At 72.7% G+C, this 26604-nt stretch carries 25 protein-coding genes; 6 read left to right on the top strand and 19 right to left on the bottom strand.

Annotated elements, in window-relative coordinates; translation table 11 throughout:
• Positions 1 to 54 precede the first annotated feature (54 nt).
• Complete coding sequence (gene leuA / locus ACWGH0_RS11640; protein ID WP_453403976.1) at positions 55 to 1812, bottom strand: 2-isopropylmalate synthase; 1758 nt, start codon at positions 1810 to 1812, stop codon at positions 55 to 57.
• Positions 1813 to 2118: 306 nt separating this feature from the next.
• Between leuA and ACWGH0_RS11645 the strand changes: the two genes are divergently transcribed.
• The 3 genes from ACWGH0_RS11645 (at position 2119) to ACWGH0_RS11655 (ending at position 4965) form a co-directional block, all read left to right on the top strand.
• Entirely contained in the window at positions 2119 to 3174 is a 1056-nt protein-coding gene (locus tag ACWGH0_RS11645; protein WP_453403977.1) for a M4 family metallopeptidase, read from the top strand.
• A gap of 26 nt (positions 3175 to 3200) precedes the next feature.
• Entirely contained in the window at positions 3201 to 3467 is a 267-nt protein-coding gene (locus ACWGH0_RS11650) for a protealysin inhibitor emfourin (protein ID WP_453403978.1), read from the top strand.
• A gap of 127 nt (positions 3468 to 3594) precedes the next feature.
• On the top strand, positions 3595 to 4965 hold the full coding sequence (locus ACWGH0_RS11655; RefSeq protein ID WP_453403979.1) for a GH1 family beta-glucosidase: 1371 nt from the start codon (positions 3595 to 3597) through the stop codon (positions 4963 to 4965).
• Positions 4966 to 4969: 4 nt separating this feature from the next.
• Here ACWGH0_RS11655 and era read toward each other — a convergent pair whose 3' ends face one another.
• From era to ACWGH0_RS11670, 3 genes are all read right to left on the bottom strand, one after another.
• Positions 4970 to 5911 (bottom strand): GTPase Era, encoded by a 942-nt coding sequence (gene era / locus ACWGH0_RS11660; protein WP_453403980.1) that lies wholly within the window; start codon positions 5909 to 5911, stop codon positions 4970 to 4972.
• 149 nt (positions 5912 to 6060) lie between these two features.
• The gene (locus tag ACWGH0_RS11665) at positions 6061 to 6423 is read right to left on the bottom strand and encodes a cytidine deaminase (protein WP_453403981.1); all 363 of its coding nucleotides are present in this window, start codon (positions 6421 to 6423) and stop codon (positions 6061 to 6063) included.
• 28 nt (positions 6424 to 6451) lie between these two features.
• Positions 6452 to 7339, bottom strand: a complete 888-nt coding sequence (locus ACWGH0_RS11670) for a helix-turn-helix transcriptional regulator (protein ID WP_453403982.1) — start codon at positions 7337 to 7339, stop codon at positions 6452 to 6454.
• Positions 7340 to 7429: 90 nt separating this feature from the next.
• Here ACWGH0_RS11670 and ACWGH0_RS11675 point away from each other — a divergent pair, with 90 nt between their 5' ends.
• Entirely contained in the window at positions 7430 to 8845 is a 1416-nt protein-coding gene (locus ACWGH0_RS11675) for an MFS transporter (RefSeq protein WP_453403983.1), read from the top strand.
• Positions 8846 to 8853: 8 nt separating this feature from the next.
• Here ACWGH0_RS11675 and ACWGH0_RS11680 read toward each other — a convergent pair whose 3' ends face one another.
• The 13 genes from ACWGH0_RS11680 to hrcA form a co-directional block, all read right to left on the bottom strand.
• Positions 8854 to 9210, bottom strand: coding sequence for an MmcQ/YjbR family DNA-binding protein (locus ACWGH0_RS11680; RefSeq protein ID WP_453403984.1), 357 nt, complete (start codon positions 9208 to 9210; stop codon positions 8854 to 8856).
• Positions 9207 to 10490 (bottom strand): hemolysin family protein, encoded by a 1284-nt coding sequence (locus ACWGH0_RS11685; RefSeq protein WP_453403985.1) that lies wholly within the window; start codon positions 10488 to 10490, stop codon positions 9207 to 9209. The genes ACWGH0_RS11680 and ACWGH0_RS11685 overlap by 4 nt, the downstream gene beginning before the upstream one ends.
• A complete protein-coding gene (gene ybeY, locus ACWGH0_RS11690; RefSeq protein WP_453403986.1) occupies positions 10487 to 10984 on the bottom strand; it encodes an rRNA maturation RNase YbeY in 498 nt (165 codons plus the stop codon). The genes ACWGH0_RS11685 and ybeY overlap by 4 nt, the downstream gene beginning before the upstream one ends.
• Before the next feature lie 27 nt (positions 10985 to 11011).
• The gene (locus ACWGH0_RS11695) at positions 11012 to 12025 is read right to left on the bottom strand and encodes a PhoH family protein (protein ID WP_453403987.1); all 1014 of its coding nucleotides are present in this window, start codon (positions 12023 to 12025) and stop codon (positions 11012 to 11014) included.
• Between the two features lie 138 nt (positions 12026 to 12163).
• Positions 12164 to 13267 (bottom strand): carbohydrate kinase family protein, encoded by a 1104-nt coding sequence (locus ACWGH0_RS11700; protein ID WP_453404003.1) that lies wholly within the window; start codon positions 13265 to 13267, stop codon positions 12164 to 12166.
• 146 nt (positions 13268 to 13413) lie between these two features.
• Positions 13414 to 14715, bottom strand: coding sequence for a glucarate dehydratase family protein (locus ACWGH0_RS11705; protein WP_453403988.1), 1302 nt, complete (start codon positions 14713 to 14715; stop codon positions 13414 to 13416).
• A 95-nt stretch (positions 14716 to 14810) separates the two neighbouring features.
• A complete protein-coding gene (locus ACWGH0_RS11710; protein WP_453403989.1) occupies positions 14811 to 15800 on the bottom strand; it encodes an adenosine deaminase in 990 nt (329 codons plus the stop codon).
• 45 nt (positions 15801 to 15845) lie between these two features.
• Positions 15846 to 16763, bottom strand: coding sequence for a ribonuclease Z (locus ACWGH0_RS11715; RefSeq protein ID WP_453403990.1), 918 nt, complete (start codon positions 16761 to 16763; stop codon positions 15846 to 15848).
• Between the two features lie 10 nt (positions 16764 to 16773).
• On the bottom strand, positions 16774 to 17133 hold the full coding sequence (locus tag ACWGH0_RS11720) for a histidine triad nucleotide-binding protein (protein ID WP_453403991.1): 360 nt from the start codon (positions 17131 to 17133) through the stop codon (positions 16774 to 16776).
• Positions 17134 to 17226: 93 nt separating this feature from the next.
• The gene (locus ACWGH0_RS11725; protein ID WP_453403992.1) at positions 17227 to 17970 is read right to left on the bottom strand and encodes a 16S rRNA (uracil(1498)-N(3))-methyltransferase; all 744 of its coding nucleotides are present in this window, start codon (positions 17968 to 17970) and stop codon (positions 17227 to 17229) included.
• Positions 17967 to 19049, bottom strand: a complete 1083-nt coding sequence (locus tag ACWGH0_RS11730) for a nitronate monooxygenase (RefSeq protein ID WP_453403993.1) — start codon at positions 19047 to 19049, stop codon at positions 17967 to 17969. The genes ACWGH0_RS11725 and ACWGH0_RS11730 overlap by 4 nt, the downstream gene beginning before the upstream one ends.
• A 175-nt stretch (positions 19050 to 19224) precedes the next feature.
• Entirely contained in the window at positions 19225 to 20358 is a 1134-nt protein-coding gene (dnaJ, locus tag ACWGH0_RS11735; RefSeq protein ID WP_069928814.1) for a molecular chaperone DnaJ, read from the bottom strand.
• Entirely contained in the window at positions 20359 to 21375 is a 1017-nt protein-coding gene (hrcA, locus tag ACWGH0_RS11740; RefSeq protein ID WP_453403994.1) for a heat-inducible transcriptional repressor HrcA, read from the bottom strand. It abuts the gene before it with no gap.
• A gap of 187 nt (positions 21376 to 21562) precedes the next feature.
• On the opposite strand from hrcA, the gene ACWGH0_RS11745 reads away from it, so the two are divergent.
• Both ACWGH0_RS11745 and ACWGH0_RS11750 read left to right on the top strand, forming a co-directional pair.
• Positions 21563 to 22294, top strand: a complete 732-nt coding sequence (locus ACWGH0_RS11745; protein ID WP_453403995.1) for an MBL fold metallo-hydrolase — start codon at positions 21563 to 21565, stop codon at positions 22292 to 22294.
• 27 nt (positions 22295 to 22321) lie between these two features.
• Entirely contained in the window at positions 22322 to 23149 is an 828-nt protein-coding gene (locus ACWGH0_RS11750; RefSeq protein WP_453403996.1) for a DUF3097 domain-containing protein, read from the top strand.
• A 52-nt stretch (positions 23150 to 23201) separates the two neighbouring features.
• Here the strand turns inward: ACWGH0_RS11750 and hemW are convergent, their stop codons facing one another.
• Positions 23202 to 24434: a radical SAM family heme chaperone HemW gene (gene hemW / locus ACWGH0_RS11755; protein WP_453403997.1), complete on the bottom strand. Its 1233-nt coding sequence runs from the start codon at positions 24432 to 24434 to the stop codon at positions 23202 to 23204.
• Positions 24435 to 24456: 22 nt separating this feature from the next.
• Positions 24457 to 26448 (bottom strand): SpoIIE family protein phosphatase, encoded by a 1992-nt coding sequence (locus ACWGH0_RS11760; protein WP_453403998.1) that lies wholly within the window; start codon positions 26446 to 26448, stop codon positions 24457 to 24459.
• Positions 26449 to 26604: the final 156 nt, after the last annotated feature.

Here is a 26604-nt window from a genome sequence, read left to right on the forward strand (position 1 = left end):
GGGCGTGGCCGAAAATCGACCCGCCCGGCCTGTGCGCGGCGGAAGCCGGCAGCGTCAGCGCGTGGCCCTGTTCACGGCCGAGACGACGGCCTTCAGGGAGGCGCGCGTGGTGTTCGCGTCGATGCCGATGCCCCACAGCACCTTGCCGTCGATGGCGCATTCGATGTACGAGGCGGCCTGGGCGCTGGCGCCCTCGCTCATCGTGTGCTCCTGGTAGTCCAGCAGCCTGGCGTCCACGCCGACCGCTCCCAGCGCCTCGAAGAAGGCCGAGATCGGGCCATTGCCGGTGCCGGTCAGCACCGTGTCGACGCCGTCGACGACCGCCTCGACGGTCAGCGTGTCCTGGCCGTCCTTGTCGGTCGTGGTCTGGCCGGAGCGCAGCTGGATGCGTCCCCAGGCGTTCTCGGAGTTCGGCAGGTACTCGTCCTGGAAGACCGACCAGATCGCCTTCGGCGTGACCTCGCCGCCCTCGGCGTCCGTCTTGGCCTGGATGATCCGGGAGAACTCGATCTGCATGCGGCGCGGCAGGTCCAGCTTGTGGTCGTTCTTCAGGACGTACGCGATGCCGCCCTTGCCGGACTGCGAGTTGACCCGGATGACCGCCTCGTACGAACGGCCCACGTCCTTGGGGTCGATCGGCAGGTACGGCACGGCCCACTCGATGTCGTCGACCGTCTTGCCGGCGGCGGCCGCCTCGGCCTCCATGGCGTCGAAGCCCTTCTTGATGGCGTCCTGGTGGGAGCCGGAGAAGGCGGTGTAGACCAGGTCGCCCGCGTAGGGGTGGCGCGGGTGGACCTCCATCTGGTTGCAGTACTCGCTGGTGCGGCGGATGTCGTCGATCTGCGAGAAGTCGATCTGCGGGTCGACGCCCTGCGAGAACAGGTTCATGCCCAGGGTGACCAGGTCGACGTTGCCGGTGCGCTCGCCCTGCCCGAACAGGCAGCCCTCGATGCGGTCCGCGCCCGCCATGATCGCCAGCTCGGCGGCGGCGACGGCGGTGCCGCGGTCGTTGTGCGGGTGCACGGACAGGCAGATGTGCTCGCGACGGGACAGGTGGCGGGACATCCACTCGAAGCGGTCCGCGTGCGTGGACGGCGTCGAACGCTCCACGGTGGCGGGCAGGTTCAGGATGATCTCCCGGCCCTCCTCCGGCTGCCACACGTCGCAGACCGCCTCGCAGACCTCCAGGGCGAAGTCCAGCTCGGTGTCGGTGAAGATCTCCGGGCTGTACTGGTAGCCGAAGATCGTCTCCGGGCCCAGCAGCTTGTCGGCGTACTCCATGACCAGCCGGGTACCGTCCACGGCGATCTGCTTGACCTGCTCCTTGGAGCCGCGGAAGACGACGCGGCGGAAGGTCGGCGCGGTGGCGTTGTAGAGGTGCACGGTCGCGCGGCGGGCGCCGACCAGCGACTCGACGGTCCGCTCGATCAGCTCTTCGCGCGCCTGCGTCAGGACGGAGATCGTCACGTCCTCGGGGATCGCGCCCTCTTCGATGATGGAGCGCACGAACGCGAAGTCGGTCTCGCCGGAGGACGGGAAGCCGACCTCGATCTCCTTGTAGCCCATGCGTACGAGCAGGTCGAACATCTCGCGCTTGCGGGCGGGGCTCATGGGGTCGATCAGGGCCTGGTTGCCGTCGCGCAGGTCGGTGGACAGCCAGCGGGGCGCCTTGGTGATGCGGTTGTCCGGCCAGGTGCGGTCGGGGATGTCCACGGCCTCGTACGAGCCGTACTTGTGGATCGGCATCCCGGACGGCTTCTGCAGCTGCGTCGCGTTGGTGATCGGCGTGGGGCGGCCAACAGGGGCGTTCATCGCGTGGGGCTCCTCGGTGTCCTGCAAAGGGGACGGCCGACGGTGTCGCTGCAGCACCAGACTCCGCGGGGAGGGGGTCGGCCTGGAACTACAGACCCTCGCCGCGGCAGCTAAGGAGAAGCAGCCCGTAACGCATGATGTGCCGCAGCCTAGCCGAGTCGGGCCGGTTTCGCCGGACCCGTATCAGTATGCGGGACCACCTCGGGGGTAACGGGCGGGTAACGGGCGAAAGTGATCCTTCACTCGATTTCAGCAATCATGGTCGCAAGTAGTGACAGCGCGGTGACGCACTGCCACATTGCGGCCATGAAGGCCACACACCCCGTGTTCTGCACCATCGTGCCGCCCCACGTCCTCGACAAGCTCGCCCGGGCCGACGACCCGGCGCTGGCGGGCCCCGCGCGCCGGACCCTCGAAGCCGACGCCGCCCAGCGCACCCACCGCCGGCTGACCACGGTGCTGGGCGCCCCCGCGGGCGCTCCGCGAAAGGCGGCGGACGGCACGCCGCACCGCACGGTCCACGACGCGCAGCACGGCCAGCGGCTGCCGGGCGTCAAAGTGCGCGGCGAGGGCGAGGAGCCGGGGCAGGACGCGACCGTCAACCGCGCCTACGCGGGTCTGGGGGCGACGTTCGAACTCCTCCTCACCGCCTTCGCCCGCGACTCGATCGACGGCAACGGCCTGCCGCTCGTCGCGAGCGTCCACTACGGCGAGAACTACGGGAACGCCTTCTGGGACGGTGAGCAGATGGTCTTCGGCGACGGCGACGAGATCTTCCGCGACTTCACGCTCCCCGTGGACGTCATCGCACACGAGCTGTCCCACGGCATGACGCAGTACACGGCCAACCTCACGTACTTCGGCCAGCCCGGCGCGCTCAACGAGTCCGTGTCCGACGTCTTCGGCTCCCTGGTCAAGCAGTACGCCGGCGACGAGACCGCCGACCGGGCCGACTGGCTGATCGGCGCGGGCCTGCTGACCGACCGCGTCAACGGTGTGGCGCTGCGCTCGATGAAGGCGCCCGGCACGGCGTACGACGACGACGTGCTCGGCAAGGACCCGCAGCCCGCGAGGATGGCGGACTACGTCCGCACCGGCCGGGACAACGGCGGCGTCCACATCAACTCAGGCATCCCGAACCACGCCTTCTACCTGCTCGCCACGGACCTCGGCGGCAAGGCGTGGGAGCGGGCGGGGCAGATCTGGTACGACACCCTGACCGGCGGCGGCCTCCAGGTCGACGCGAGCTTCGCCGACTTCGCGCGGGCCACCGTGGCGGCGGCGCGGGCCCGTTTCGGTGACGGCGAGGAGCGGGAAACTCTGCTGAAAGCGTGGTCCGCGGTGGGGGTGCCTACCGGCTGAGCCGCATCCGTACTAGAACGGGAACCATGCGAATCGGAGTAAGGCGCACGGGAGGCTTCGCCGGCATCGAGCGGTACGCCGAGGTGGACACCTCGGGACGGACCGACGCCGCCGCGTGGCGCGCCCTGGCCGAGGAGGCGGTCGCCGCCGGCCGGGGCACGCCGCCGGTCGGCGTGCCGGACGGGTTCAGCTACCAGATCACGGTCGACGGCCGAACCGTCTACTGCGCGGACCCGAGGCTGACCGAGGCCCAGAGCCGGCTCATCACACAGGTGCTCAAAGAGGGCGCCTGACGTCACGCGTCCGACGCCGACGGCATGAAGAAGCTCCGGCGGCGGCCGGATCTGCCGATCGCCGTCCGACGCGCGCGTTCCCGACCGCCCCATTGACAGGGTTACCGGCGGTACCGAGCATCGCTGCATGACGCCGCTGCCGCCGCATCCGCTGCCCCGCTTCCCCGCCGGCTTCCTCTGGGGGGTGTCGACTTCGGCGCAGCAGATCGAGGGCGCGGGCGGGCGGGGGCTGTCGTCGTGGGACGCGTTCGCCGCCGAGCCGGGGCGGATCAAGGACGGTTCCGACGCCTCCGTGGCGACCGGCCACTGCCACCGCTACCGCGAGGACGTGGCGCTGATCAAGGACCTGGGCGTCGGGGCGTACCGCTTCTCGGTGGCCTGGCCGCGGGTGGTGCCGGACGGCGTCGGGCCGGTGAGCGCGGCCGGTCTCGGCTTCTACGACCGGCTCGTCGACGAGCTGTGCGCCGCCGGGGTGCGCCCCGTGCCGACCCTCTTCCACTGGGACACCCCGCTGGCGCTGGAGAAGGCCGGTGGCTGGCTGGAGCGGGACACCGCCCACCGGTTCGCCGAGTACGCCGATGCGGTGGCCGTCCGGCTCGGTGACCGGGTGGACCGCTGGATCACCCTCAACGAGCCCGCCGAGGTGACGCTGCTCGGCTACGGACTCGGGCAGCACGCCCCCGGCAGGCGGCTGCTCTTCGACGCGCTGCCGGCCGCCCACCACCAGCTCCTGGGCCACGGACTCGCCGTACAGGCGCTGCGGGCGAGGGGCGCGGACCGGATCGGGATCGCCAACTCGCACGGGCCGGTGTGGCCGGCGTCGGACGGCGCGGCGGACCGGGGCGCGGCGGACCTCTACGACCTGCTGCTCAACCGGATGTTCGCCGACCCGCTGCTGCTGGGGCGGTACCCGGACGGCATCGCGGAGATGCTGCCGGGTCCGGTGGCCGAGGACCTGGAGGTCATCGCGCGGCCGGTCGACTGGTACGGGGTCAACTACTACCAGCCGACGCGGGTCGGGGCTCCGGACGCGGACGCGCCCACCGACTTCGCGGGCGTCGCGATACCGCCGGAGATGCCGTTCTCCGTACGGGAGATCGAGGGCCGGCCGCGTACGGCCTTCGGCTGGCCGGTCGTGCCGGAGGCTCTGACCGAGCTGCTGACCTCGATGCGGGAGCGGTACGGCGACCGGCTGCCGCCCGTCGTCATCACCGAGAACGGCTGCTCGTACGACGGTCTGGACGACCGGGAGCGGATCGCCTTCCTCGACGGCCACCTGCGGGCGCTGCACCGGGCGCTGGAGGCGGGCGTCGACGTACGCGGCTACTTCGTCTGGTCGCTGATGGACAACTTCGAGTGGGCCGAGGGGTACGCCCAGCGCTTCGGCCTCGTGCACATCGACTACGAGACGCTGGCCCGGACGCCGAAGGCGTCCTTCCACTGGCTGCGGGACGCGCTGCGCGAGCAGCGGCCGCCCGGGGCGCCCGGACGGCCGTGACGGCTCAGAAGCCCAGCTTGCGCAGCTGCTTCGGGTCGCGCTGCCAGTCCTTGGCGACCTTCACGTGCAGGTCGAGGAAGACCGGCGTGCCCAGCAGGGCCTCGATGTGCTTGCGCGACTTCGTGCCCACGTCCTTCAGGCGCTGGCCCTTGGGGCCGATGATGATGCCCTTCTGGCTGGGGCGCTCGATGTAGACGTTCGCGTGGATGTCGAGGAGCGGCTTGTCGGCGGGCCGGTCCTCGCGCGGCAGCATCTCCTCGACGACGACCGCGATGGAGTGCGGCAGCTCGTCCCGTACGCCTTCGAGCGCGGCCTCGCGGATCAGCTCCGCGACCATAACCATCTCGGGCTCGTCGGTGAGGTCGCCCTCGGGGTAGAGCGGCGGGCTCTCGGGGAGCAGCGGGATCAGCAGGTCGGCGAGGAGCGAGACCTGCGTGTCGCCGACGGCGGACACCGGGACGATCTCCTGCCACTCGAAGCCGAGCTCCCTGGAGAGCTGGTCGATGGCGATGAGCTGCTCGGCGAGCTGCTTGGAGTCGACGAGGTCGGTCTTGGTGACGATCGCGACCTTCGGCGTCTTCTTGATGCCCGCGAGCTCCTTGGCGATGAACTTGTCGCCGGGGCCGAGCTTCTGGTCGGCGGGCAGGCAGAAGCCGATCACGTCGACCTCGGCCCAGGTGGTGCGTACGACGTCGTTCAGACGCTCGCCGAGCAGCGTGCGCGGCTTGTGGAGGCCGGGGGTGTCGACCAGGATCAGCTGCGCGTCGGGGCGGTGCACGATCCCGCGCACGGTGTGGCGGGTGGTCTGCGGCCGGCTGGACGTGATGGCGACCTTCTGGCCGACCAGAGCGTTCGTCAGGGTGGACTTGCCCGCGTTGGGGCGGCCGACGAAGCAGGCGAAGCCGGCCCGGTGGGGGGCCTCGGAAGACTGGGTGCGAGCGCTCATGCGTGCCATTCTCCCCGATGTACGCCGCCGGGCCGACCAGTGGCCCGCCCCGGGGGCGGGCGCCCGGCCCCGGCGGCGCGGCCTCCGGCGGCGGTACGGCGGCGCCCCGGTGCGGGGAGGGGCGTACGGCCGGCCGCGGCGCCCGGGCTTCAGCCCGCCGTGACGCTGACCCGCAGCACGCCGTCCGGCCCCGCCACCAGCACCGGCGTCCCCGCGCCGCCCAGGTCGCGCACCGCCGCGCGGTCCTCGTCCGAGGCGCCTTCCGCGTCGGTCACGACGGCCGCCGCCTCCAGCGACTTCGCGCCGCTCGCGACGGCCATCGCCACCGCGGTGCGCAGCGCGCTCAGCCGCAGGGAGTCGAGCGCGACGGTCCCGGCGACGTACGTACGGCCCGTCTCGTCCCGTACGGCCGCTCCCTCCGGCACCCCGTTGCGCGCCCGCGCGCTGCGCGCCAGCGTGATGATCTTGCGGTCCTCGGGGTCGAGTTCGGTGCTCGGCGTGGTGTCAGTCATGCCCCCGAGCATAGGGAGCGGGCACCGCTCAGCCCGCGACCGGGTACATCGAGCCGCGCCGCCCCTCCGGCGACGCCAGCCACTCCAGCTTCGCCGCCGTGTCCGCCTCCGGGAGGGCCGTGTGCAGCACGATCGTCAGGTCGGGGCGGGCCGGCACCCGCAGCTGCGTCGACTCCACGACGAGCGTGCCGACCACCGGGTGCTCCATCTCCTTGCGGACCTGCCCGCCCGGCGCGATGTCCCGCCGCTTCCACAGTTCGGCGAACTCGGGCGAGAGCTCCCGCACCTCGTCGACGACCGCGCGGAAGCCCTCGTCCTGGGGACGTTCCGAACACGCGGCCCGGTACTGGGCGACGACGTTCGCCGCGTTCTGCTCCCAGCTCTTGGCGCGGGAGCGGTAGATGGGGTCGGTGAAGAAGGCCACCAGGCAGTTCTGGGTGATCCCGGGCCGCATGCCCAGCACCGCGCCGGCCGCGTCGTTGTAGACGACCGTGTTCCAGTACGCGTCCATGATGTGCGCGGGGTACGGCATCCAGGCGTCGATCAGCCGCCGCAGCCCCTCGCACATGTCGGCGTACCGGGGATCGACCTCCGGCGCGGGCGGGTTGAGCCCGGCCAGGACGTACAGGTGACGGCGCTCCGCGCTGCTCAGCCGCAGCACCCGGCCGACCGAGTCCAGCACCTGCGGCGAGACCGTGATGTCCCGGCCCTGTTCCAGCCACTGATACCAGGAGACGCCGACGCCCGCGAGGACGGCCACCTCCTCCCGGCGCAGTCCCGGCGTACGCCGTCTGCCGCCGCCGTCCGGCAGTCCGGCGTCCGCGGGGCTGACCCGGGCGCGTCTGCTCATCAGGAACTCGCGCAGTTCGCCCAGGCGGTGGGCCTTGAGATCGACCGGTGCGGCCACGCGCTCCATGAACTCCCCCTGTCCCGCTGCCTGGTGGTGGCAGCAACAGGATAAGTTCCCGCTCCCCAGGGTTGTTCCGACGGCCGCAGGGTGGCGAGCATGCCAACAGACACCTCCGCCCCCGCGCTGCCGGGGTCCGCACCGGCGCCCGCTGCCGCGAAGCTCTCCGCCCGCGCCCGGCTGATCCTCTTCGTGCTCTGCGCCGCCCAGTTCATGGTGGCCCTCGACTTCTCCGTACTGAACGTCGCACTGCCCGTCCTCGGCGAGGACCTCGGCATGAGCCGGTCCGCGTTGCAGTGGGCGGTCACCGCCTTCGCGCTGCCGTCGGGCGGATTCCTGCTGCTGTTCGGGCGGGCCGCCGACCTGTTCGGGCGGCGCAGGCTCTTCCTCGCGGGCCTCGCCGTCTTCGGCGCCGCCTCCCTCCTCGCCACCTTCGCCTGGGACCCGGCGTCCTTCCTGGCCGGGCGGGCCCTCCAGGGGCTCGGCGCCGCCGCCATCGTGCCGACCGGCATGTCGCTGCTGACCACCACGTTCCCCGAGGGCCCGCAGCGGGACCGGGCGCTGGGCATCAGCGGCACGCTGCTCTCGCTCGGGTTCACCGTCGGCATGGTGCTCGGCGGCGTCATGACCGACACCCTCGGCTGGCGCTCGACGATGGGCCTGCTGGCCGTCGCCGCCGCGCTCGTCCTCGTCCTCGCGCCGGGTCTGCTGCCGGAGTCCCGCCACCCCGAGCGCCCGCGCCTCGACCTGCCCGGCGCGGTGACCGTCACGGGCGGTCTGCTGGCGCTGATCTACGCGCTGTCGACGGCGGCGGAGCACGGCTTCGGCGGCGTCGACGTCCGGATCACGCTGGTCTCGGGCGTCGTCCTGCTCGCCGCCTTCGTCTACGTCGAGTCCCGCGCCGCCGCGCCGCTCGTCTCGCTGCCGATGCTGCGCCGCCGGACCGTGGCCTGGGGCAACATCGGCGGGCTGGTGACCTTCTCGATGATGAGCACGGTCGTCTTCGTCCTCACCCTCTATCTCCAGGACGTGCTGGGGCTCTCCGCGTTCCGCACCGGTCTGGTGTTCGGCTTCCAGGGCCTGCTGTCCGTGCTGGCCGGCACGCTCGCCCCCCGGGTCATCGGCCGCGTCGGCGCCCGCCGCACGCTCGTCGGCTCACTGCTCGGCCAGGGTCTGTTCGTATCCGTCCTGCTGGCCGTCGGGACCGGGACCGGCGCCCTGCTGGCGACCGCCGCCGTCTCCCTGGCGAGCATGTGCCACCTGGGCGCGATCATCTCGTACGGACTGATCGTCACGTCCGGCGTCCCCGACGAGGAGCAGGGGCTGGCGACCGGCCTGGTCACCACGACCCAGCAGGTCGGCCTGACCGTCGGCATCCCGCTGCTGGGCGTGCTGGCGACGACGCACGGCTCGCTGTTCGACGGCGTCCGCACGGTGCTCGCGGTGGACGCGGCGATCGTGGTGGCGGCGGCGGTGCTGGTGGGCGTGGGGCTGCGGCCCCGGCGCGGGGACTGAGCCGGGTGTCAGGCCCGGTCGAGCCGCAGGCGCTCCGCCTTGGGGAGGCCGGCCACGACCAGGTCGTACGAGTCCTCGATCAGCTCCCGGACCATGCGGTCCGGGAGCTGCCCGTCGACGGTCACCGTGTTCCAGTGGCGCTTGTTCATGTGCCAGCCGGGGACGATCTCGGCGTGCTCCGCGCGGAGCCGGACCGCGATCTCCGGCTCGCACTTGAGGTTGACGGTCAGCGGCTCGGCGTCCAGGGCGCTGAGCGCGAAGAGCTTCCCGAGGACCTTGAAGACCGAGGTCTCGGGGCCGAAGGGGAACTCCTCGGTCGCCGCGTTGAATTCCAGACAGAACGCCCTGAGCTCCTGCGGCGTCATGCCGCCTCCTTCTCCTGCGGCTCCACCAGCACGGTGACGATCTTGTTGCGGCGGCCGGCCGGGGACTCCGCGGTCAGCCGCAGCGCGCGGCCGTCGGGGAGGTCCACCGTGGCGTGCGCGCCCGCGATCGGCACCCGGCCGAGCGCCTTGGCGAGCAGCCCGCCGACCGTTTCCACGTCCTCGTCGTCGAACTCGTCGAAGCCGAAGAGCTCGCCGAGGTCACCGATGTCGAGCCGGGCGGTCACCCGGTAGCAGCCGTCGTCCAGCTGCTCGACGGGCGGCAGCTCGCGGTCGTACTCGTCCGTGATCTCGCCGACGATCTCTTCGAGGATGTCCTCGATGGTGACGATGCCGGCGGTGCCGCCGTACTCGTCGATGACGACGGCGACGTGGTTGCGCTCCTGCTGCATCTCGCGCAGCAGGTCGCCCGCGTTCTTGGTGTCGGGGACGAAGACGGCGGGGCGCATCGCGGTCGAGACGAGGTCGGACTCGGAGTCGCGGTTGATGTGCGTCCTCCTGACCATGTCCTTGAGGTAGACGATGCCGACGATGTCGTCCTCGTTCTCGCCGGTCACCGGGATGCGGGAGAAGCCGGAGCGCAGGGCGAGGGTGAGGGCCTGGCGGATCGTCTTGAAGCGCTCGATGGAGACCAGGTCGGTCCTGGGCACCATGACCTCGCGCACCAGGGTGTCCCCGAGCTCGAAGACGGAGTGCACCATGCGGCGCTCGTCGTCCTCGATCAGGGACTCCTGCTCGGCCAGGTCGACCATGGCGCGCAGCTCGGCCTCGCTGGCGAACGGCCCCTTGCGGAAGCCCTTGCCGGGCGTGAGGGCGTTCCCGATGAGGATGAGGAGCTGCGGGACCGGGCCCATGACGCGGGCGAGCGGCAGCAGGACGTACGCGGACGCGGTCGCCGTGTTGAGCGGGTGCTGGCGGCCGATGGTGCGCGGGGAGACGCCGACGGCGACGTACGAGACGAGGACCATGACGCCGATGGCGACGGCCAGGGCCTCCCACGTCTCGTCGAACTCGCGCAGGCAGGCGTACGTCACCAGGACGCCGGCGGCCATCTCGCAGGCCACCCGCATCAGCAGGGCGACGTTCAGGTACCGGACCGGGTCGGACGCGACCTGCGCCAGCTTGGCGCTGCCGCGCCGGCCCGACCGTACGGCCTCGGCGGCGCGGAAGCTGGACACGCGGGCGATGCCCGCCTCGGCGCAGGCCGCCAGCCAGGCGACGACGACCAGCAGGACGGCGCCGGTGATCAGCTGGGCGGTCATGAGACGGTCGGCGCAGGGGACGGGCCGGTCAGGCCCTTCTCCGCTCGCCAGCCGTCGACGATCGCCGCCTGGAGGCCGAACATCTCGGCCTTCTCGTCCGGCTCCTCGTGGTCGTAACCGAGCAGGTGCAGCACGCCGTGGACGGTGAGGAGCTGGAGCTCCTCGTCCATGGAGTGCCGCGTGTCCGCGTCCTCGCCCTGCTTCTTGGCGACCTCGGGACACAGCACGATGTCACCGAGGAGCCCCTGCGGGGGCTCCTCGTCGTCCTTCGACGGCGGACGCAGCTCGTCCATCGGGAAGGACATGACATCCGTCGGTCCCGGGAGGTCCATCCACTGGATGTGGAGCTGCTCCATGGCGGCCGTGTCCACGACGATCACCGAGAGTTCGGAGAGCGGGTGGATCCGCATCCGGGCGAGCGCGTAACGGGCGATGTCGAGGATCGCCTGCTCGTCGACTTCGGTGCCGGATTCGTTGTTGACGTCGATCGACATGGTGCTGGATCTACCCCTGCTTCAAAGTCACAGCCCGTTTTGGCTGTCGTCGTACTTCTGGTACGCGTCGACGATACGGCCGACCAGCTTGTGCCGGACGACATCCTGGGACGTGAGCCGGGAGAAGTGCACGTCGGCGACGCCGTCCAGGATCTCCTGGACCTGGCGCAGACCGCTCTTCGTCCCGCCCGGCAGGTCGACCTGGGTGACGTCGCCCGTGACGACGATCTTCGAGTCGAAGCCGAGCCTGGTCAGGAACATCTTCATCTGCTCGGCGCTGGTGTTCTGCGCCTCGTCGAGGATGATGAACGCGTCGTTCAGCGTCCGGCCGCGCATGTACGCGAGCGGGGCCACCTCGATCGTGCCCGCGGCCATCAGGCGCGGGATCGAGTCGGGGTCGAGCATGTCGTGCAGGGCGTCGTAGAGCGGGCGCAGGTAGGGGTCGATCTTCTCGTAGAGCGTGCCGGGCAGGAAGCCGAGCCGCTCCCCCGCCTCGACGGCGGGCCGGGTCAGGATGATCCGGGTGACCTGCTTGGACTGGAGGGCCTGGACCGCCTTCGCCATGGCGAGGTAGGTCTTGCCCGTACCGGCGGGGCCGATGCCGAAGACGATGGTGTGCTTGTCGATGGCGTCGACGTACCGCTTCTGGTTGAGCGTCTTGGGGCGGATGGTCCGACCGCGGCTGGAGAGGATGTTCTGCGTGAGCACCTCGGCCGGGGTCTCGGTGGCGGCTTCCGCGCCGCCGCCGGCGCCGTTCGCTCTGAGCATGGCGATCGAGCGTTCCACTGCGTCCTCCGTCATCGGCAGTCCGGTGCGGAGCACCAGCATCATCTCGGCCAACAGGCGCTGGATCAGGGCGACCTCCGTGGGGTCGCCGACCGCGCTGACCTCGTTCCCCCTGACATGGATGTCCACGTCGGGGAAGGCGTTCTCGATCACGCGCAGCAGGGAATCGCTGGAACCCAGGACCATCACCATGGGGTGTGTGTCCGGCACGGTGAACTGGGCGCGGGCCTGCGGCTGTGTGGGTGTCTGAGTCATGGGCCGGCACTGTGGCCTGCACATACCTCCCGTTGCAGGGTTCTCGCTGCTCGACAACCTCTTGCGTCCAAGCGTACGACGGTGCACCGACAAGGCCGAAGTCTTTTCGCACCCGGCCCCGGCGGGCGCCCGGGGCGGCTACGCGGGCCTGCGGAAACCGATCGTCGGGACCGCCCGGCGCAGCGGCCACGCGCGGGTCGCCGCCGGCAGCAGCCCGTCGAGGAAGGCGTACCGGCGCAGCGCCTGCGGGTCCTGCCCGTCGACCGCCTGCACCTGCTGCCACCAGGCCGCGATCTCCGACCAGCCGGGCGCCGAGAGCGACCCGCCGAACTCCTGCACGGACAGGGCGGCGGTCAGGCCGGCGAAGGCCAGCCGGTCGGCGAGCGGCCAGCCGGCCAGCGTGCCGGTGACGAACCCGGCGACGAAGACGTCGCCCGCGCCCGTCGGGTCCAGCGCCTCCACGGCGATGGCGGGCACCTCGGCGGTCTCCCCGGTCGAGCCGTCCACGGCGTACGCGCCCTCCGCGCCCAGCGTGACGACCGCGACCGGCACCTTCTCGGCCAGGGCCCGTGCGGCGGCGCGCGGGCAGTCGGTGCGGGTGTAGCGCATGGCCTCCTCGGCGTTGGGCAGGAACGCCTCGCAGTGCTCCAGGTCGGCGAGGCCGGCCAGGTCCCAGCGGCCCGTGTCGTCCCAGCCCACGTCGGCGAAGATCTTCGCCCCGCGCCGGGCGGCGGAGGCGATCCACTCCGCCGGCCGGCCGGGCGTGAGGGCGGCGATCGCGGCCCGCGCGCGGGGCGGGCAGTCGGGGAAGGGGCCCGGCCCGGCCGGCGGCGGGGCCTCGTGGCCGTGGGAGACCATCGTCCGCTCGCCCTCGTACGCCATGGAGACGGTGACGGGCGAGTGCCAGCCGGGGACGGTCCGTGACATCTTCAGGTCGATGCCCTCGCCGCCGGCGAGCGCGTCCCAGCAGTACTCGCCGTAGTGGTCGTCGCCGAAGGCCGCGGCCAGTGAGGTGCGCAGACCGAGGCGGGCCAGCGCGGTGGCCATGTTGGCGACGCCGCCGGGGCTCGAGCCCATGCCGCGGGCCCAGGACTCGGTGCCGCGCACCGGGGCGCTGTCGAGGCCGGTGAAGATGATGTCGAGGAAGACCGTGCCGGTGAGGAACACGTCGCAGCACGGTCCGTCGGGTTCGCGCAGCCCGTCCAGGGGGTCGAGGTCCGTGGCCTCGTGCTGCCGCTCGATGCCGTCCGTGGCCGCTGTCGTGGCCGCTGCGTGCTTGCTCACCGTGCTCACCGTGCGCTCCCGTGATGTGGTGCGGGTTCAGGCCAGTGTGCCCGATACGCGCCGGTGGCAGCTCGCGGCGGTACGACGGCGGCCCGCTCCCGGCGTCACCAGCGCGGCAGCGCGGGGGCCCGCCAGGACCCGTGCCCCGGCGCCCGGCGCATCGCGGCGGCGTCGTCGCGGTCGCGCAGGTCCCCGTACGAGGCGGCGTCGAGCCAGCGGCCGTGCAGCCGCTCCAGGGCGTCGCGGTCCAGCTCGACGCCGAGCCCGGGGGCGTCGGAGACGGCCAGACGCCCGTCGGTGAAGGTGTGGCGCCGGGTGATCACGTCCTCGGTCTGCCAGGGGTAGTGGCTGTCGCAGGAGTGGTCGAGGTGGGGGACGGTCGCGGCGACGTGGGTCATGGCGGCGAGGCTGATGCCCATGTGGGTGTTGGAGTGCATGGACAGGCCGACGCCGAACGCCCGGCAGACGGCGGCCAGTTCGCGGGTGGCCCGCAGCCCGCCCCAGTAGTGGTGGTCGGACAGGACGACCTGCACGGCGTCGGTGAGGAACGCCTCGCGGATCTCGGGGACGGTCGTCACGCACATGTTGGTGGCGAGCGGCACGTCCGTGCCGGCGGAGACCTCCGCCATCGCGGCGGTCCCGGGCGCGGGGTCCTCCAGGTACTCCAGCACCCCCGCCAGCTCGCCCGCGACCTTCAGCGAAGTCCTGGCTGTCCAGGCGCCGTTGGGGTCGAGCCGCAGAGGCTGACCCGGGAACGCCTCGGCGAGCGCCCGTACGGCGGCGATCTCCTGCTCCGGCGGGAAGACGCCGCCCTTGAGCTTGAACGAGCGGAAGCCGTGCTCCCGCACGAACCGCCGGGCCTGCGCCACGATCCCCGCCGGATCGAGCGCGGCCCCCCAGTCGTCGCTCTCGCCCGCGCCGCCCGGGTGCCGCTCCCAGCGGTAGAAGAGGTACGCGCTGTACTCGACATGGTCGCGCACCTTGCCGCCGAGCAGCGCGTGCACGGGCTTCCCGTACACCTTGCCGAGCGCGTCGAGGCACGCCACCTCGAAGGCGGAGACGACGGACAGCCGCAGCTTGTCCGCCGTCTGCGCGCCGCGCAGCCCGCCGACGTCGACGGCGTGGTCCACCCGCGCGGCGCCCACGCCGACCCGCTCCGCCAGCGGGAACAGTCCGTTCAGGTCCGCGACCGAGTGGCCGGTCAGCAGATCCGCGTACGGTCGTGCGAGTTCGAGGTACTTCGTGTCGCCGTACGTCTCGCCCGCCCCGGTGACGCCGTCGGCCGTGACCACTTCCACGACCAGGCGCGGAGTGTACGGCTGGTGTACGCCCTGGACGTTGAGGAGGGGTGGGTCGGAGATGAGGACGGGGGTCAGCCGGACTTCCGCGATGGTCAGGTCCGCCACAACAGCTCATCTCCGTATGCAGACGACGTCCACGTATGGGAATGCAGCGTAGAGAGGCGCCCGCACGGGCGTCAACGGTCCCGGCGCCGGCGGGATCAGAAGACATGGGCGTCCACCTCGGCGAGATACGCCTCCCTGCGCTTCTCGTCGTCGTCGAGGAAGGCCGCGCGGAAGGAGTTGCGGGCCAGCTCGCGCAACTGCTCCTGCCCGAGCCCGAGCGCCTCGCGCACCGCGTGGAAGTTGTCCCCGGCGTACCCGCCGAAGTAGGCGGGGTCGTCGGAGTTCACGGTGACCAGCAGCCCGGCCTCCATCATCTCCCGCAGGGGGTGGTCCGCCAGGGCGTCGACGGCCCGCAGGCGTACGTTCGACAGCGGGCACAGGGTCAGCGGCACCCGGTCGCGCACGAGCCGCGCCACGAGCTCCGGGTCCTCCATGCAGCGCAGCCCGTGGTCGACGCGCTCGACGCCGAGGACGTCCAGCGCCTCCCAGATGTACGCCGGCGGACCCTCCTCGCCCGCGTGCGCGACCGCGCGCAGCCCCAGCTCCCGGGCCGCCTCGTACACCTCGCGGAACTTCGACGGCGGGTGGCCGACCTCGGCCGAGTCCAGGCCGACGGCCGCGATGCGGTGCAGGTACGGCCGGGCGGCCTCCAGGGTCTCCATCGCGGACTCGGCGGACTCGTCGCGCAGGAAGCACATGATCAGCCGCGTCGAGACGCCGTGCCGCTCCTCGCCCCGGTCCAGGGCCCGGGACAGTCCCTCGACGACCGTGCCGATGTCCACGCCGCGCGCCGTGTGCGCCTGCGGGTCGAAGAAGATCTCGGCGTGCCGCACCCCCTGTGCGGCGGCCCGCGCCAGGTAGGCGTCGGCGAGCCGGTCGAAGTCGTCCTCGGTGCGCAGGACCGCCATCAGCGCGTAGTACAGGTCGAGGAAGGACTGGAGGTCCTCGAACCGGTAGGCGCGGCGGAGCTCCTCGGTGGTGGAGTACGGCAGCACCACGGCGTTGCGGGCCGCGAGTTCGAAGGCGAGCTCGGGTTCGAGGGTGCCTTCGATGTGGAGGTGCAGTTCGGCCTTGGGGAGGTGCATGGGGGGTCTTCTCGTCGATCGCGTGGGGGAAAGCGAGCCGGTGGCTCAGGACTTGAGGGGGTGGCGCTTGGGAAGGGGCACGCGCAGCAGGTCGGCGGCGACGGTCAGCTCGCCGTCGAACCCGGCCGCGCGGGCCTGCTGCTCGAAGACAGCCGGATCGTTGTAGCGCTGCGAGAAGTGGGTGAGGACCAGGTGGCGCACGCCCGCCTCGTGCGCGGCCCGCGCCGCCTGACCGGCCGTCAAGTGGCCGTGCTCGGCGGCGAGCGTCATGTCCTCGTCGAGGAACGTCGACTCGATGACGAGCATGTCGCAGCCCTCGGCGAGGGCGTGCACCCCGTCGCAGAGCCTGGTGTCCATGACGAACGCGAACCGCTGCCCGCGCCGCTCCTCGCTGACCTCGTCGAGCGTGATGCCGCCGAGCCGCCCCTCGCGCTGGATGCGGCCGACGTCGGGGCCCTTGATGCCGTGCCGGGCGAGCAGCTCGGGCAGCATGCGGCGCCCGTCCGGCTCGGTGAGCCGGTAGCCGTACGACTCGACGGGGTGCGACAGCCGGACCGCGTCGAGGACGTACGAGGGTCCGGTCGCCAGTGGCCCGTCCCCGGCGACCGGCGCCTCGGTGAGCCGGACCGTCTCGCGGTAGGCCGTGGCGTACCGCAGCCGGTCGAAGAAGCGCTGCCCGCTCACCGGGTAGTGGGCGGTCACGGGGTGCGGGACGCGGTCGAGGTTGATGCGCTGGATCACTCCGGCGAGGCCGAGGGAATGGTCGCCGTGGAAGTGGGTGACGCAGATCCGGTTGATGTCGTGGGCGGCGACACCGGCGCGCAGCATCTGGCGCTGGGTGCCCTCACCGGGATCGAAGAGGATGCCCTCGCCGTCCCACCGCAGCAGGTAGCCGTTGTGGTTGCGGTGCCGGGTGGGGACCTGGCTGGCGGTGCCGAGGACCACGAGCTCGCGTGCGGACACGGAAGACGTCCTATCCGGGGGGCCAGTTGAGGCCGCGTCCGCCGAGTACGTGCGCGTGCGCGTGGAAGACGGTCTGGCCCGCTCCGGACCCGGTGTTGAAGACGACGCGGTAGCCGGTGCCGTCGACCTTCTCGTCGGCGGCGACCCTGCCGGTCTCGGCGAGCACGTCCGCGAGGATCGTCGGCTCGGCCGCGGCCAGCGAGGCGGCGTCGGGGTGGTGCGCCTTCGGGATGACGAGGACGTGCGTCGGCGCCTGGGGGTTGATGTCGCGGAACGCCACGGTGGTCTCCGTCTCGCGGACGATCGTCGCCGGCACCTCCCCCGCCACGATCTTGCAGAACAGGCAGTCTGCCTGGGGTTCACCCGCCATGGTCCTGGCCTCCTCGGTTCCGGCTGCTCGGGATGTACTGATCAAGTATGGCCGCATGCCGTCCGTGCCGCGGCCCGCGACTCCCGGGCCGGGTCAGGACCAGCGGCCCGTGCGCCCCAGCAGCAGCGCCGCCGCCGCCGTACCGGCCGTCGACGTACGGAGCACGCTGCTGCCCAGCCGGTACGGCTTCGCTCCCGCGCCGGCGAACAGCGCCAACTCCTCGGGGGACACGCCCCCTTCGGGACCGACGACCAGCACGAGGGAACCTGTCTCCGGCAGCTCGGCGGTGGCGAGCGCCCCGCTGCCCACCGACGCGTCCTCGTGCAGGACGGCCGCGAAGTCGGCCGTGGCCAGGAGCGCGCCCACCTGCTTCGTCGTCAGCGCGTCCGCGACCTCGGGGAAGCGCAGCCTGCGCGACTGCTTGCCCGCCTCCCGGGCCGTCGCCCGCCACTTCGCGAGGGACTTCGCGCCCCGGTCGCCGCGCCACTGCGTGATGCAGCGCGCCGCCTGCCACGGCACGATCGCGTCGACGCCGGTCTCCGTCATCGTCTCGACCGCCACCTCGCCCCGGTCGCCCTTGGGCAGCGCCTGTACGACGGTGATGCGGGGCACCGGTTCCGGCTCCGCGGTCACGTCCGTCACGTCGACGACGAGCCGGTCCTTGCCCTCGGCCGCCAGCACCACCCCCGCCGCGCCCGTACCGCGCCCGTCGGTCAGGACGACGTGCTCCCCCGCGTGCAGCCGCCGCACCGAGACGGCGTGCCGCCCCTCGGGGCCTTCGAGCACGAACCGGCCCTTCGCCGGTACGGCGTCGACGACGAACACCGGCGCGGTCACACCGCACCGCCCGCGCCCCGCAGGTCCAGCGCCGCCCGCGCCGCGTCGGTCTCGGCCGCCAGCACCTCGACCAGCCGGCCGGCCGGCATCTCGCGCGCCAGCCGGTGCCCCTGCCCGGCCCACAGCGCCATGCCCTGCGCGTCGCCCGCCTTGGCGGCGGCCTTGCGCAGCCCCGAGGTGATGTGGTGCACCTGCGGGTAGGCGGCCGGGGCATACGGGCCGTGCTCGCGCATGAAGCGGTTGACGAGGCCGCGTGCGGGGCGTCCCGAGAACGCCCGGGTGAGCTCCGTGCGGACGAACAGCGGATTGGTCATGGCCTGCTTGTGCAGGGCGTTGGCACCGGACTCCGGGCACACCAGGAACGCGGTGCCGAGCTGCGCCGCGTCCGCGCCCAGGGCCAGCACGGCGGCGATCTGCGCGCCGCGCATGAGCCCGCCCGCCGCGACGACCGGCAGCTGGACGGTCTCGCGGACCTGCGTGATCAGGGACAGCAGACCGATGCCGCTGCCGTCGTTCTTGGGGTCGTCGCGGTGCGTTCCCTGGTGGCCGCCCGCCTCGACGCCCTGGACGCACACCGCGTCGGCGCCGGCCCACTGCGCGGCCTGGGCCTCCTCGGGCGTGGTCACCGTGACGACGGTGAGGGTGCCGGCCTTGGCGAAGGCGTCGAGGACCGTCCGGGTGGGGCAGCCGAAGGTGAAGGAGACGACCGGGACCGGGTCGTCGATGAGGATGGCCAGCTTGGCCTCGTAGCCGTCGTCGGCGCAGTTGTCGGGTTCGCCGAGGGGGGTGTCGTACCAGTCGGACTCGCCGGCGAGCTGGTGGCGGTAGACCTCGACGGCGGCGGGGTCGACGTGGCTCGGCTGCGGCATGAACAGGTTGACGCCGAACGGCCGGCTCGTCAGACCCCGCAGCTGCTTGATCTCCTCGTACATGCCGTCCGCGGTCTTGTAACCGGCGGCGAGGAACCCGAGACCGCCGGCCTCGCAGACGGCGGCGGCGAGCTGAGGACTGGAGGCGCCGCCCGCCATGGGGGCCTGCACGATCGGATAACGGCAGAGATCGGTCAGTGCGGAGGACATGAACGCATAGTTTCATGCCCTCCGCACCGCGCCGAATCCAGGCTTCCGCCTGCGCCGGGGCGAGCGCCTACCGCCCGTTGAACGCGTCCTTCAGGCGCGAGAACAACCCCTGCTGCCCCGGCTGACGGCTTCTCCCCGGGGCCGACCCCCGGACCCCCGGCCGGCCAACGCCCGCCTACCGCCCGTTGAACGCGTCCTTCAGGCGCGAGAACAACCCCTGCTGCCCCGGCTGGAACTGGCCCGTGGGGCGCTCCTCGCCGCGCAGCTTCGCGAGCTGGCGCATCAGGTCCTCCTGCTGCGGGTCCAGCTTCGACGGGGTCAGCACCTCGACGTGCACGATGAGGTCGCCGCGCCCGCCGCCGCGCAGGTGCGTGACGCCGCGCCCGTGCAGCGGGATCGACTGACCGGACTGCGTGCCCGGACGTACGTCGATCTCCTCGACCCCGTCGAGCGTCTCCAGCGGGCACTTGGTGCCCAGCGCCGCCGCCGTCATCGGGATGGTGACCGTGCAGTGCAGGTCGTCACCGCGCCGCTGGAACACCGCGTGCGGCAGCTCGTGGATCTCGACGTACAGGTCGCCGGCGGGGCCGCCGCCCGGGCCGACCTCGCCCTCGCCCGCGAGCTGGATCCTGGTCCCGTTGTCGACACCGGCCGGGATCTTGACCGTGAGGGTCCGGCGCGAGCGCACACGCCCGTCGCCGGCGCACTCCGGGCACGGCGTCGGTACGACCGTGCCGAAGCCCTGGCACTGCGGGCAGGGGCGCGAGGTCATGACCTGGCCCAGGAAGGACCGGGTGACCTGCGAGACCTCGCCACGGCCGCGGCACATGTCGCAGGTCTGGGCGGAGGTGCCGGGTGCGGCGCCCTCGCCGGAGCACGTGGTGCACACGACGGCCGTGTCGACCTGGATGTCCTTCGTGGTGCCGAAGGCCGCCTCGTTGAGGTCGATCTCCAGCCGGATCATCGCGTCCTGGCCGCGCCGCGTGCGCGACCTCGGGCCGCGCTGCGACGCCGTGCCGAAGAACGCGTCCATGATGTCGGAGAAGTTGCCGAAGCCGCCCTGGCCGAAGCCGCCGGCTCCGCCGCCGGCCTGCGAGAGGGGGTCGCCGCCGAGGTCGTAGACCTGCTTCTTCTGCGGGTCCGACAACACCTCGTACGCGGCGTTGATCTCCTTGAAGCGCTCCTGCGTCTTGGGATCGGGATTCACGTCCGGGTGGAGCTCACGCGCCAACCGCCGGAATGCCTTCTTGATCTCGTCCTGGGAAGCGTCGCGGCGTACGCCGAGTACGGCGTAGTAGTCGGTGGCCACTTACGACTCCGCCAGGATCTGTCCGACGTAACGTGCCACTGCGCGTACCGCTCCCATCGTTCCGGGGTAGTCCATGCGGGTCGGTCCGACCACGCCGAGTTTGGCGACTGCTTCGTCGCCCGAACCGTAGCCGACCGCGACGACGGACGTGGAGCTGAGCCCCTCGTGGGCGTTCTCGTGCCCGATCCGTACGGTCATGCCTGAGTCCGTTGCCTCACCCAGCAGCTTGAGGAGCACGACCTGCTCCTCCAGCGCTTCCAGCACCGGCCGGATGGTGAGGGGGAAATCGTGCCCGAAGCGGGTGAGATTGGCGGTTCCGCCGATCATCAGCCGCTCCTCGGTCTCCTCCACCAGGGTCTCGAGGAGAGAGGAGAGCACCGTGGACACGGTACCCCGGTCCTCCGCCTCGAAGGATTCGGGAAGGTCCTGCACCAGCTGCGGCACGTCCGCGAAGCGGCGGCCCACCACCCGGCTGTTGAGCCGGGCCCGCAGGTCCGCGAGGGACGTCTCGCCGAAGGGCGCCGGGCAGTCGATCATGCGCTGCTCGACCCGGCCGGTGTCCGTGATGAGCACGAGCATCAGGCGGGCGGGGGCCAGCGAGAGAAGTTCCACATGCCGAACCGTCGACCGGGTCAGCGACGGGTACTGCACGACGGCGACCTGCCGGGTCAGCTGCGCGAGCAGCCGGACCGTACGGGCCACGACGTCGTCGAGGTCGACCGCCCCGTCCATGAAGTTCTGGATGGCGCGGCGCTCGGGCGACGACAGGGGCTTGACGCCCGCGAGCTTGTCGACGAAGAGCCGGTAGCCCTTGTCCGTCGGGATGCGCCCCGCACTCGTGTGCGGCTGGGCGATGAAACCCTCGTCCTCCAGGACCGCCATGTCGTTGCGGACCGTGGCGGGGGACACACCGAGCTTGTGCCGCTCCGTGAGCGCCTTGGAGCCGACGGGCTCCTCGGTGCCCACATAGTCCTGGACGATGGCGCGCAGCACCTCAAGTCGGCGTTCGCTGAGCATCTCGCACCACCTCCAGCTGGTCGGTCGTTCGGCCTGCGCCTGGCACTCGCTGCGGGCGAGTGCCAGCAGTTCCCCGGCCAGTGTACGGCGGGCAGGTACGCACGGGGCAAGGGCGGCCCGGTCACGATGTCGCGCGACGGCCCTGTTCAGCGGGCGAGGTCCCCGGTGATGGCACTAGCGTCGCGGCATGGACGTCAGTTGGGAAGAGGCGGGCTGGGAGCGGCTCGCACAGGGCGTGGGACGACGCCGCATGCCCGTGTGGGACGCGACGGTGGGCCTGGTGGCCGGAGGCGACGGCGGGGCGCTGCTGATCGACACGGGGGCGACGCTGCGGGAGGGCGCCGAGCTGCGGACCCAGGCGCAGCGGCTCCTCGGTCCCGGCCGGAGAGTGACGCACATCGCGCTCACCCACCCGCACTTCGACCATGTGCTGGGCACGGCGGCGTTCGCGGGCGCCCAGGTCTACGGGGCGGTGGGCGTGGACGAGCTGCTGCGCCGCGAGCGGGACGCGCTGCGGGACGACGCCGTGCGGCACGGCGTCGAACGGGGCGCCGCCGCCGAGGCGGCGGACGTACTGGTGGCGCCGCACCACCTGGTGTGCGGCGAGTGGACGCTGGACCTGGGCGGCGGCCGCCAGGTGCTGCTCGCCAACGTCGGCCCCGGACACAGCGGCCACGACCTGGCGGTACTGGTGCCGGGGAGCCCCGAGGTCGTCTTCTGCGGCGACCTGGTCGAGGAGTCCGGCACCCCGCAGGCCGGCTCCGACGCCCACCCGGGCCGCTGGCCCGCGGCCCTGGACCGGCTGCTCGCGCTCGGCGGCGAGAACGCGGCGTACGTGCCGGGGCACGGGGCGGTGGTGGACGCGGCGTACGTGCGGGCGCAGCGTGACGCGCTGGCGGAGCGGTTCGGCGTGTCCTGACCTGGGCACGGGACTATCGTCGGCGCAATGCGCAGCCGACAGTACGGGCCGGATCTCACCCCGCCCTGGAAGAAGACCGCTCCCGCTCCCGAGGTCCCGGCCGAGGCCGATCTGGTGGTGGAGGAGGTGGGCACCGGGTTCTGCGGCGCCGTGGTCCGGTGCGAGAAGACGGCGCAGGGCCCGGTGGTGACCCTGGAGGACCGCTTCGGCAAGCACCGGGTGTTCCCGATGGAACCGCGCGGCTTCCTGCTGGAGGGCCGCGTCGTCACCCTGGTGCGCCCGGCCGCCGCCGCGCCGCGTCCCACCCGTACGGCGTCCGGCTCGATGGCCGTGCCGGGCGCGCGGGCGCGGGTGGCGCGGGCTGGGCGGATCTACGTCGAGGGCCGCCACGACGCGGAGCTGGTCGAGCGGGTGTGGGGCGACGACCTGCGCATCGAGGGCGTGGTCGTGGAGTACCTGGAGGGCATCGACGACCTGCCCGCGATCGTCGCGGAGTTCGGTCCGGCCCCGGACGCGCGGCTGGGCGTCCTGGTCGACCACCTGGTCCCGGGCTCGAAGGAGTCCCGCATCGCCGCGCAGGTCACGGACGCGAACGTCCTGGTGGTCGGCCACCCGTACATCGACGTGTGGGAGGCGGTGAAGCCGTCGGCCGTGGGCATCGCCGCGTGGCCGAAGGTGCCCCGGGGGCAGGACTGGAAGACGGGTGTGTGCCGGGCGCTGGGCTGGCCGGAGAACACCGGGGCGGCGTGGCAGCGGATCCTGGGCTCGGTCCGCTCCTACCGGGACCTGGAGCCGGCGCTCCTGGGGCGGGTGGAGGAACTGATCGACTTCGTCACGGCCGGCGACGGGGCCTGACACCCGGGCAGGTGCCGGACTCGCGCCCGCCGCGGTTCACCTGCCCGGGCGATCAGTCCACCAGGTCCCGGACCACCGCGTCCGCCAGCAGCCGGCCGCGCAGGGTCAGCACCGCCCGGCCCGCCGCGAACGGCTCCGCCGCCAGCAGGCCGTCGGCCAGCGCCCGCTCCGCCGCCACGAGCCCGGCGGGGGCGAGCAGCGACAGCGGGCAGCCGTCCGCGAGCCGCAGTTCCAGCAGGATGCGCTCGACGCGCCGGTCCTCCTCGGGCAGCACCTCGCGCCCGGCGCCGGGCGAGCGGCCGTCGCCGAGCGCCTGGGCGTACGCGCCCGGGTGCTTGACGTTCCACCACCGCACCCCGCCCACGTGGCTGTGCGCGCCGGGGCCCGCGCCCCACCAGTCCGCCCCGCGCCAGTACAGCTCGTTGTGCAGGCACCGCGCCGCTTCGGACGTGGCCCAGTTGGAGACCTCGTACCACTCGAACCCGGCCGCGGACAGTGCGGACTCCGTCATCAGGTACCGGTCCGCGTGCACGTCGTCGTCGGTCATCGGGACCTCGCCCCGCCGGATCCGCCGCGCCAGCTGCGTCCCCTCCTCGACGATCAGCGCGTACGCGCTGACGTGGTCGGGGCCGGCCCCGATCGCCGCGTCCAGCGACGCCTGCCAGTCCGCGTCGGACTCGCCCGGCGTGCCGTAGATCAGGTCGAGGTTCACGTGCTCGAAGCCCGCCGCCCGCGCCTCCGCGACACACGCTTCCGGCCGCCCGGGCGTGTGCGTGCGGTCGAGGATCTTCAGTACGTGCTGCTTGGCGCTCTGCATCCCGAAGGAGACCCGGTTGAAGCCGCCCTCCCGGAGCTGCGCCAGATACCGCGGATCCACCGACTCGGGGTTGGCCTCCGTGGTGATCTCCGCGTCGTCCGCGAGGCCGAACTCGTCGCGGATCGCCCCCAGCATCCGTACGAGGTCGCCCGCCGCCAGCAGCGTCGGCGTACCGCCGCCCACGAAGACCGTCCGCACCGGGCGCGGGTCGTCGCCGAGGACCTTGCGGGCCAGGCGGACCTCCTCCACCAGCGTGTCCGCGTAGTTGTCGCGCGAGGCCAGCGCGCCGCCCGAGCCGCGCAGCTCGGTCGCCGTGTAGGTGTTGAAGTCGCAGTAGCCGCAGCGGGTCGCGCAGTACGGGACGTGCAGGTAGAAACCGAGCGGCCGCTGTGCCGCGCCGGCCAGGGCGTGCGCGGGCAGCGCCCCGTCGTGGGGCATGGGCTCACCGTCGGGCAGGACTGAAGGCATGCCCCCATTGTCACAGCTCCGCTCACGTCGCCTGGAGGACGAGCAGCGCCACGTCGTCGTCGGGCGGCGTCGAGGAGAAATCGTGCACCTCCCGCATGATCCGCTCCGCCACCCCCTGCGCGCTCAGCCCCACGCACCGCCCCAGCGCCGCCGCCAGCCCGTCCGCGTCGTCGAACATGCGCCGCCCGGAGCGCCGCTCCGTGACGCCGTCGGTGACGCACAGCAGGGTGTCGCCGGGCGCGAGGACGAACGTTTCGCTGTCGTACGTCACGTCGTCGACGACGCCGAGCAGCACCTGGGAGGCCGCCGCGGGACGCACGCTCCCGTCGGGCCGCAGTACCAGCGGCAGGGGATGTCCGGCGCAGGCCAGCGTGCAGCGCGCCCCGCCGCCGTCCCCGGGCGCGAGCGGCACCAGTTCGCCGTAGAGCAGCGAGAGGAAGCGGGGCTGCGGCGCCGCGTCCCGCAGGGCCAGGGGGCCCAGCAGCGGGCCGCCCGGCGTGACGGGAGCGCCCGCCGAGGCCACCGCCATCCGCGCCGTCGCCTCCGCCGCCTCCACCGCGTCGTCGAGCAGCAGCCCGTTGAGCCGGCCCAGCACCTCGCCCACCGACCGCCCCTCGCGCGCGAGCAGCCGCAGCCAGGGGCGGACGAGGCCGGTGACGACGGCCGCCTCGGGGCCGTTGCCCTGGACGTCGCCTAGCGAGAACGACCAGCTGCCCTTCACCCCGGGGAAGACGTCGTAGAAGTCGCCGCCGGCCACGCCCTGCCCGCGCGGCTCGTAGACCAGCGCCCTCGCCACGCCCGGGATGTCCGCCATCTGACCGGGCAGGAGCGCCCGCTGGAGGACGTGGCTGATGGTGGCCTGCCGCGTGTACTGGCGTGCGGCGGCCACCGCCAGCGCGACCCGGCGTACGAAGTCCTCGATCAGGCCGGTGACCTCGTCGGGCATCCGCTCCAGCGCCGCCCGCCCCAGCATCAGCGTCCCGAGCCCGCGTCCGCCGGCGATCAGCCGGTACGCGACCGCCGCGCCGTCACCGGCGGGGCCGCCGTCGCCGCCCTCGGCGCCGTCCGTGCCGTCGGCGGCCTCCGGAGCGGGTACGCCCGGCCACGGCACGGGCACCGGCCCGCCGCGCGCGGACTCCGGCAGCGCGGGCGGCGGCTCCTTCTCGACGTGCCGGCGCAGTTCCTCGATGCTGGACTCGCGCTGGTGCCAGACGCGGGACAGGCGCGGCGCGGCGCCCTCCTCCTCCAGCCACACCGCGCACCAGTCCGCGAGTCTCGGCACGAGGAGCTGCGCGGCCAGCGCCGCGATCATGTCCTCGTCGAACTGACCGGTCAGCAGGTCGGACGCCTCGGCCAGGAAGGACAGCGCGCCCCGGTTGATCCAGTCGCTGTCGTACTCGCGCGCCGACCGCCGGGGCACGGGCGCCAGGATCTCGGCGGCGCGCAGACCGCGTTGCAGCGCCTGCTCGGGGCTGTCGGCCGGCCCGGCGTGCGCGGCCGCGGGTACGCCCTCGATGGCGATCCGGGCCCACACGGTCTTGAGGCCGGTGCGGTAGGTGACGCCCCAGCACGACGAGAGGGCGGCGACGAGGTGCAGGCCGCGCCCGAACTCCAGGCCGCCGGTGGCGGGCGATCCGCCGGGCTCGTTGCGCACGACGCGGGCGGGGTGGTGGTCGGAGACCTCGACGACCAGGGCGGCCGGGTCGTCCTCCGTCGCCTCCTCCAGGTGGCAGACCAGCTCGACGTTGGTGCCCGCGTGGACGACGGCGTTGGTCACCAGCTCGCTGACCAGGATCACCGCGTCGTCCGCGACACGGCCGGTGAAGCCCTCGGCGGCCGGCAGGCCGAGCCCGGTCCACTCGGCCAGCGCGGCGCGGACGAAGCGCCGCGCGGCGGCCGGCGCGAGCGGGTTCCCGGGCAGGCTGGTCCAGGCCGCCGCCTGCGGATCGGGCAGCCCGGCCGGCAGGTGCGTCGGGCGGTACGTACTCTTCCGCTGCCTCGGAATGGACCCCACTGTGCGGCTCCCCGTCGGTTCTCTGCTCACGCCGCTGACGACAAGGAACAGAGTGACAGACGGATGCCGCGCATAAGCACCGAGTCACCGAAGTGGCCGTAACGAGTCCGGGTGACGGGCCGGGAAGGGGCGGCGGGCGGGACCGTGTGCCGGTCC

The sequence above is a fragment of the Streptomyces sp. NPDC054887 genome (genome assembly GCF_053610585.1).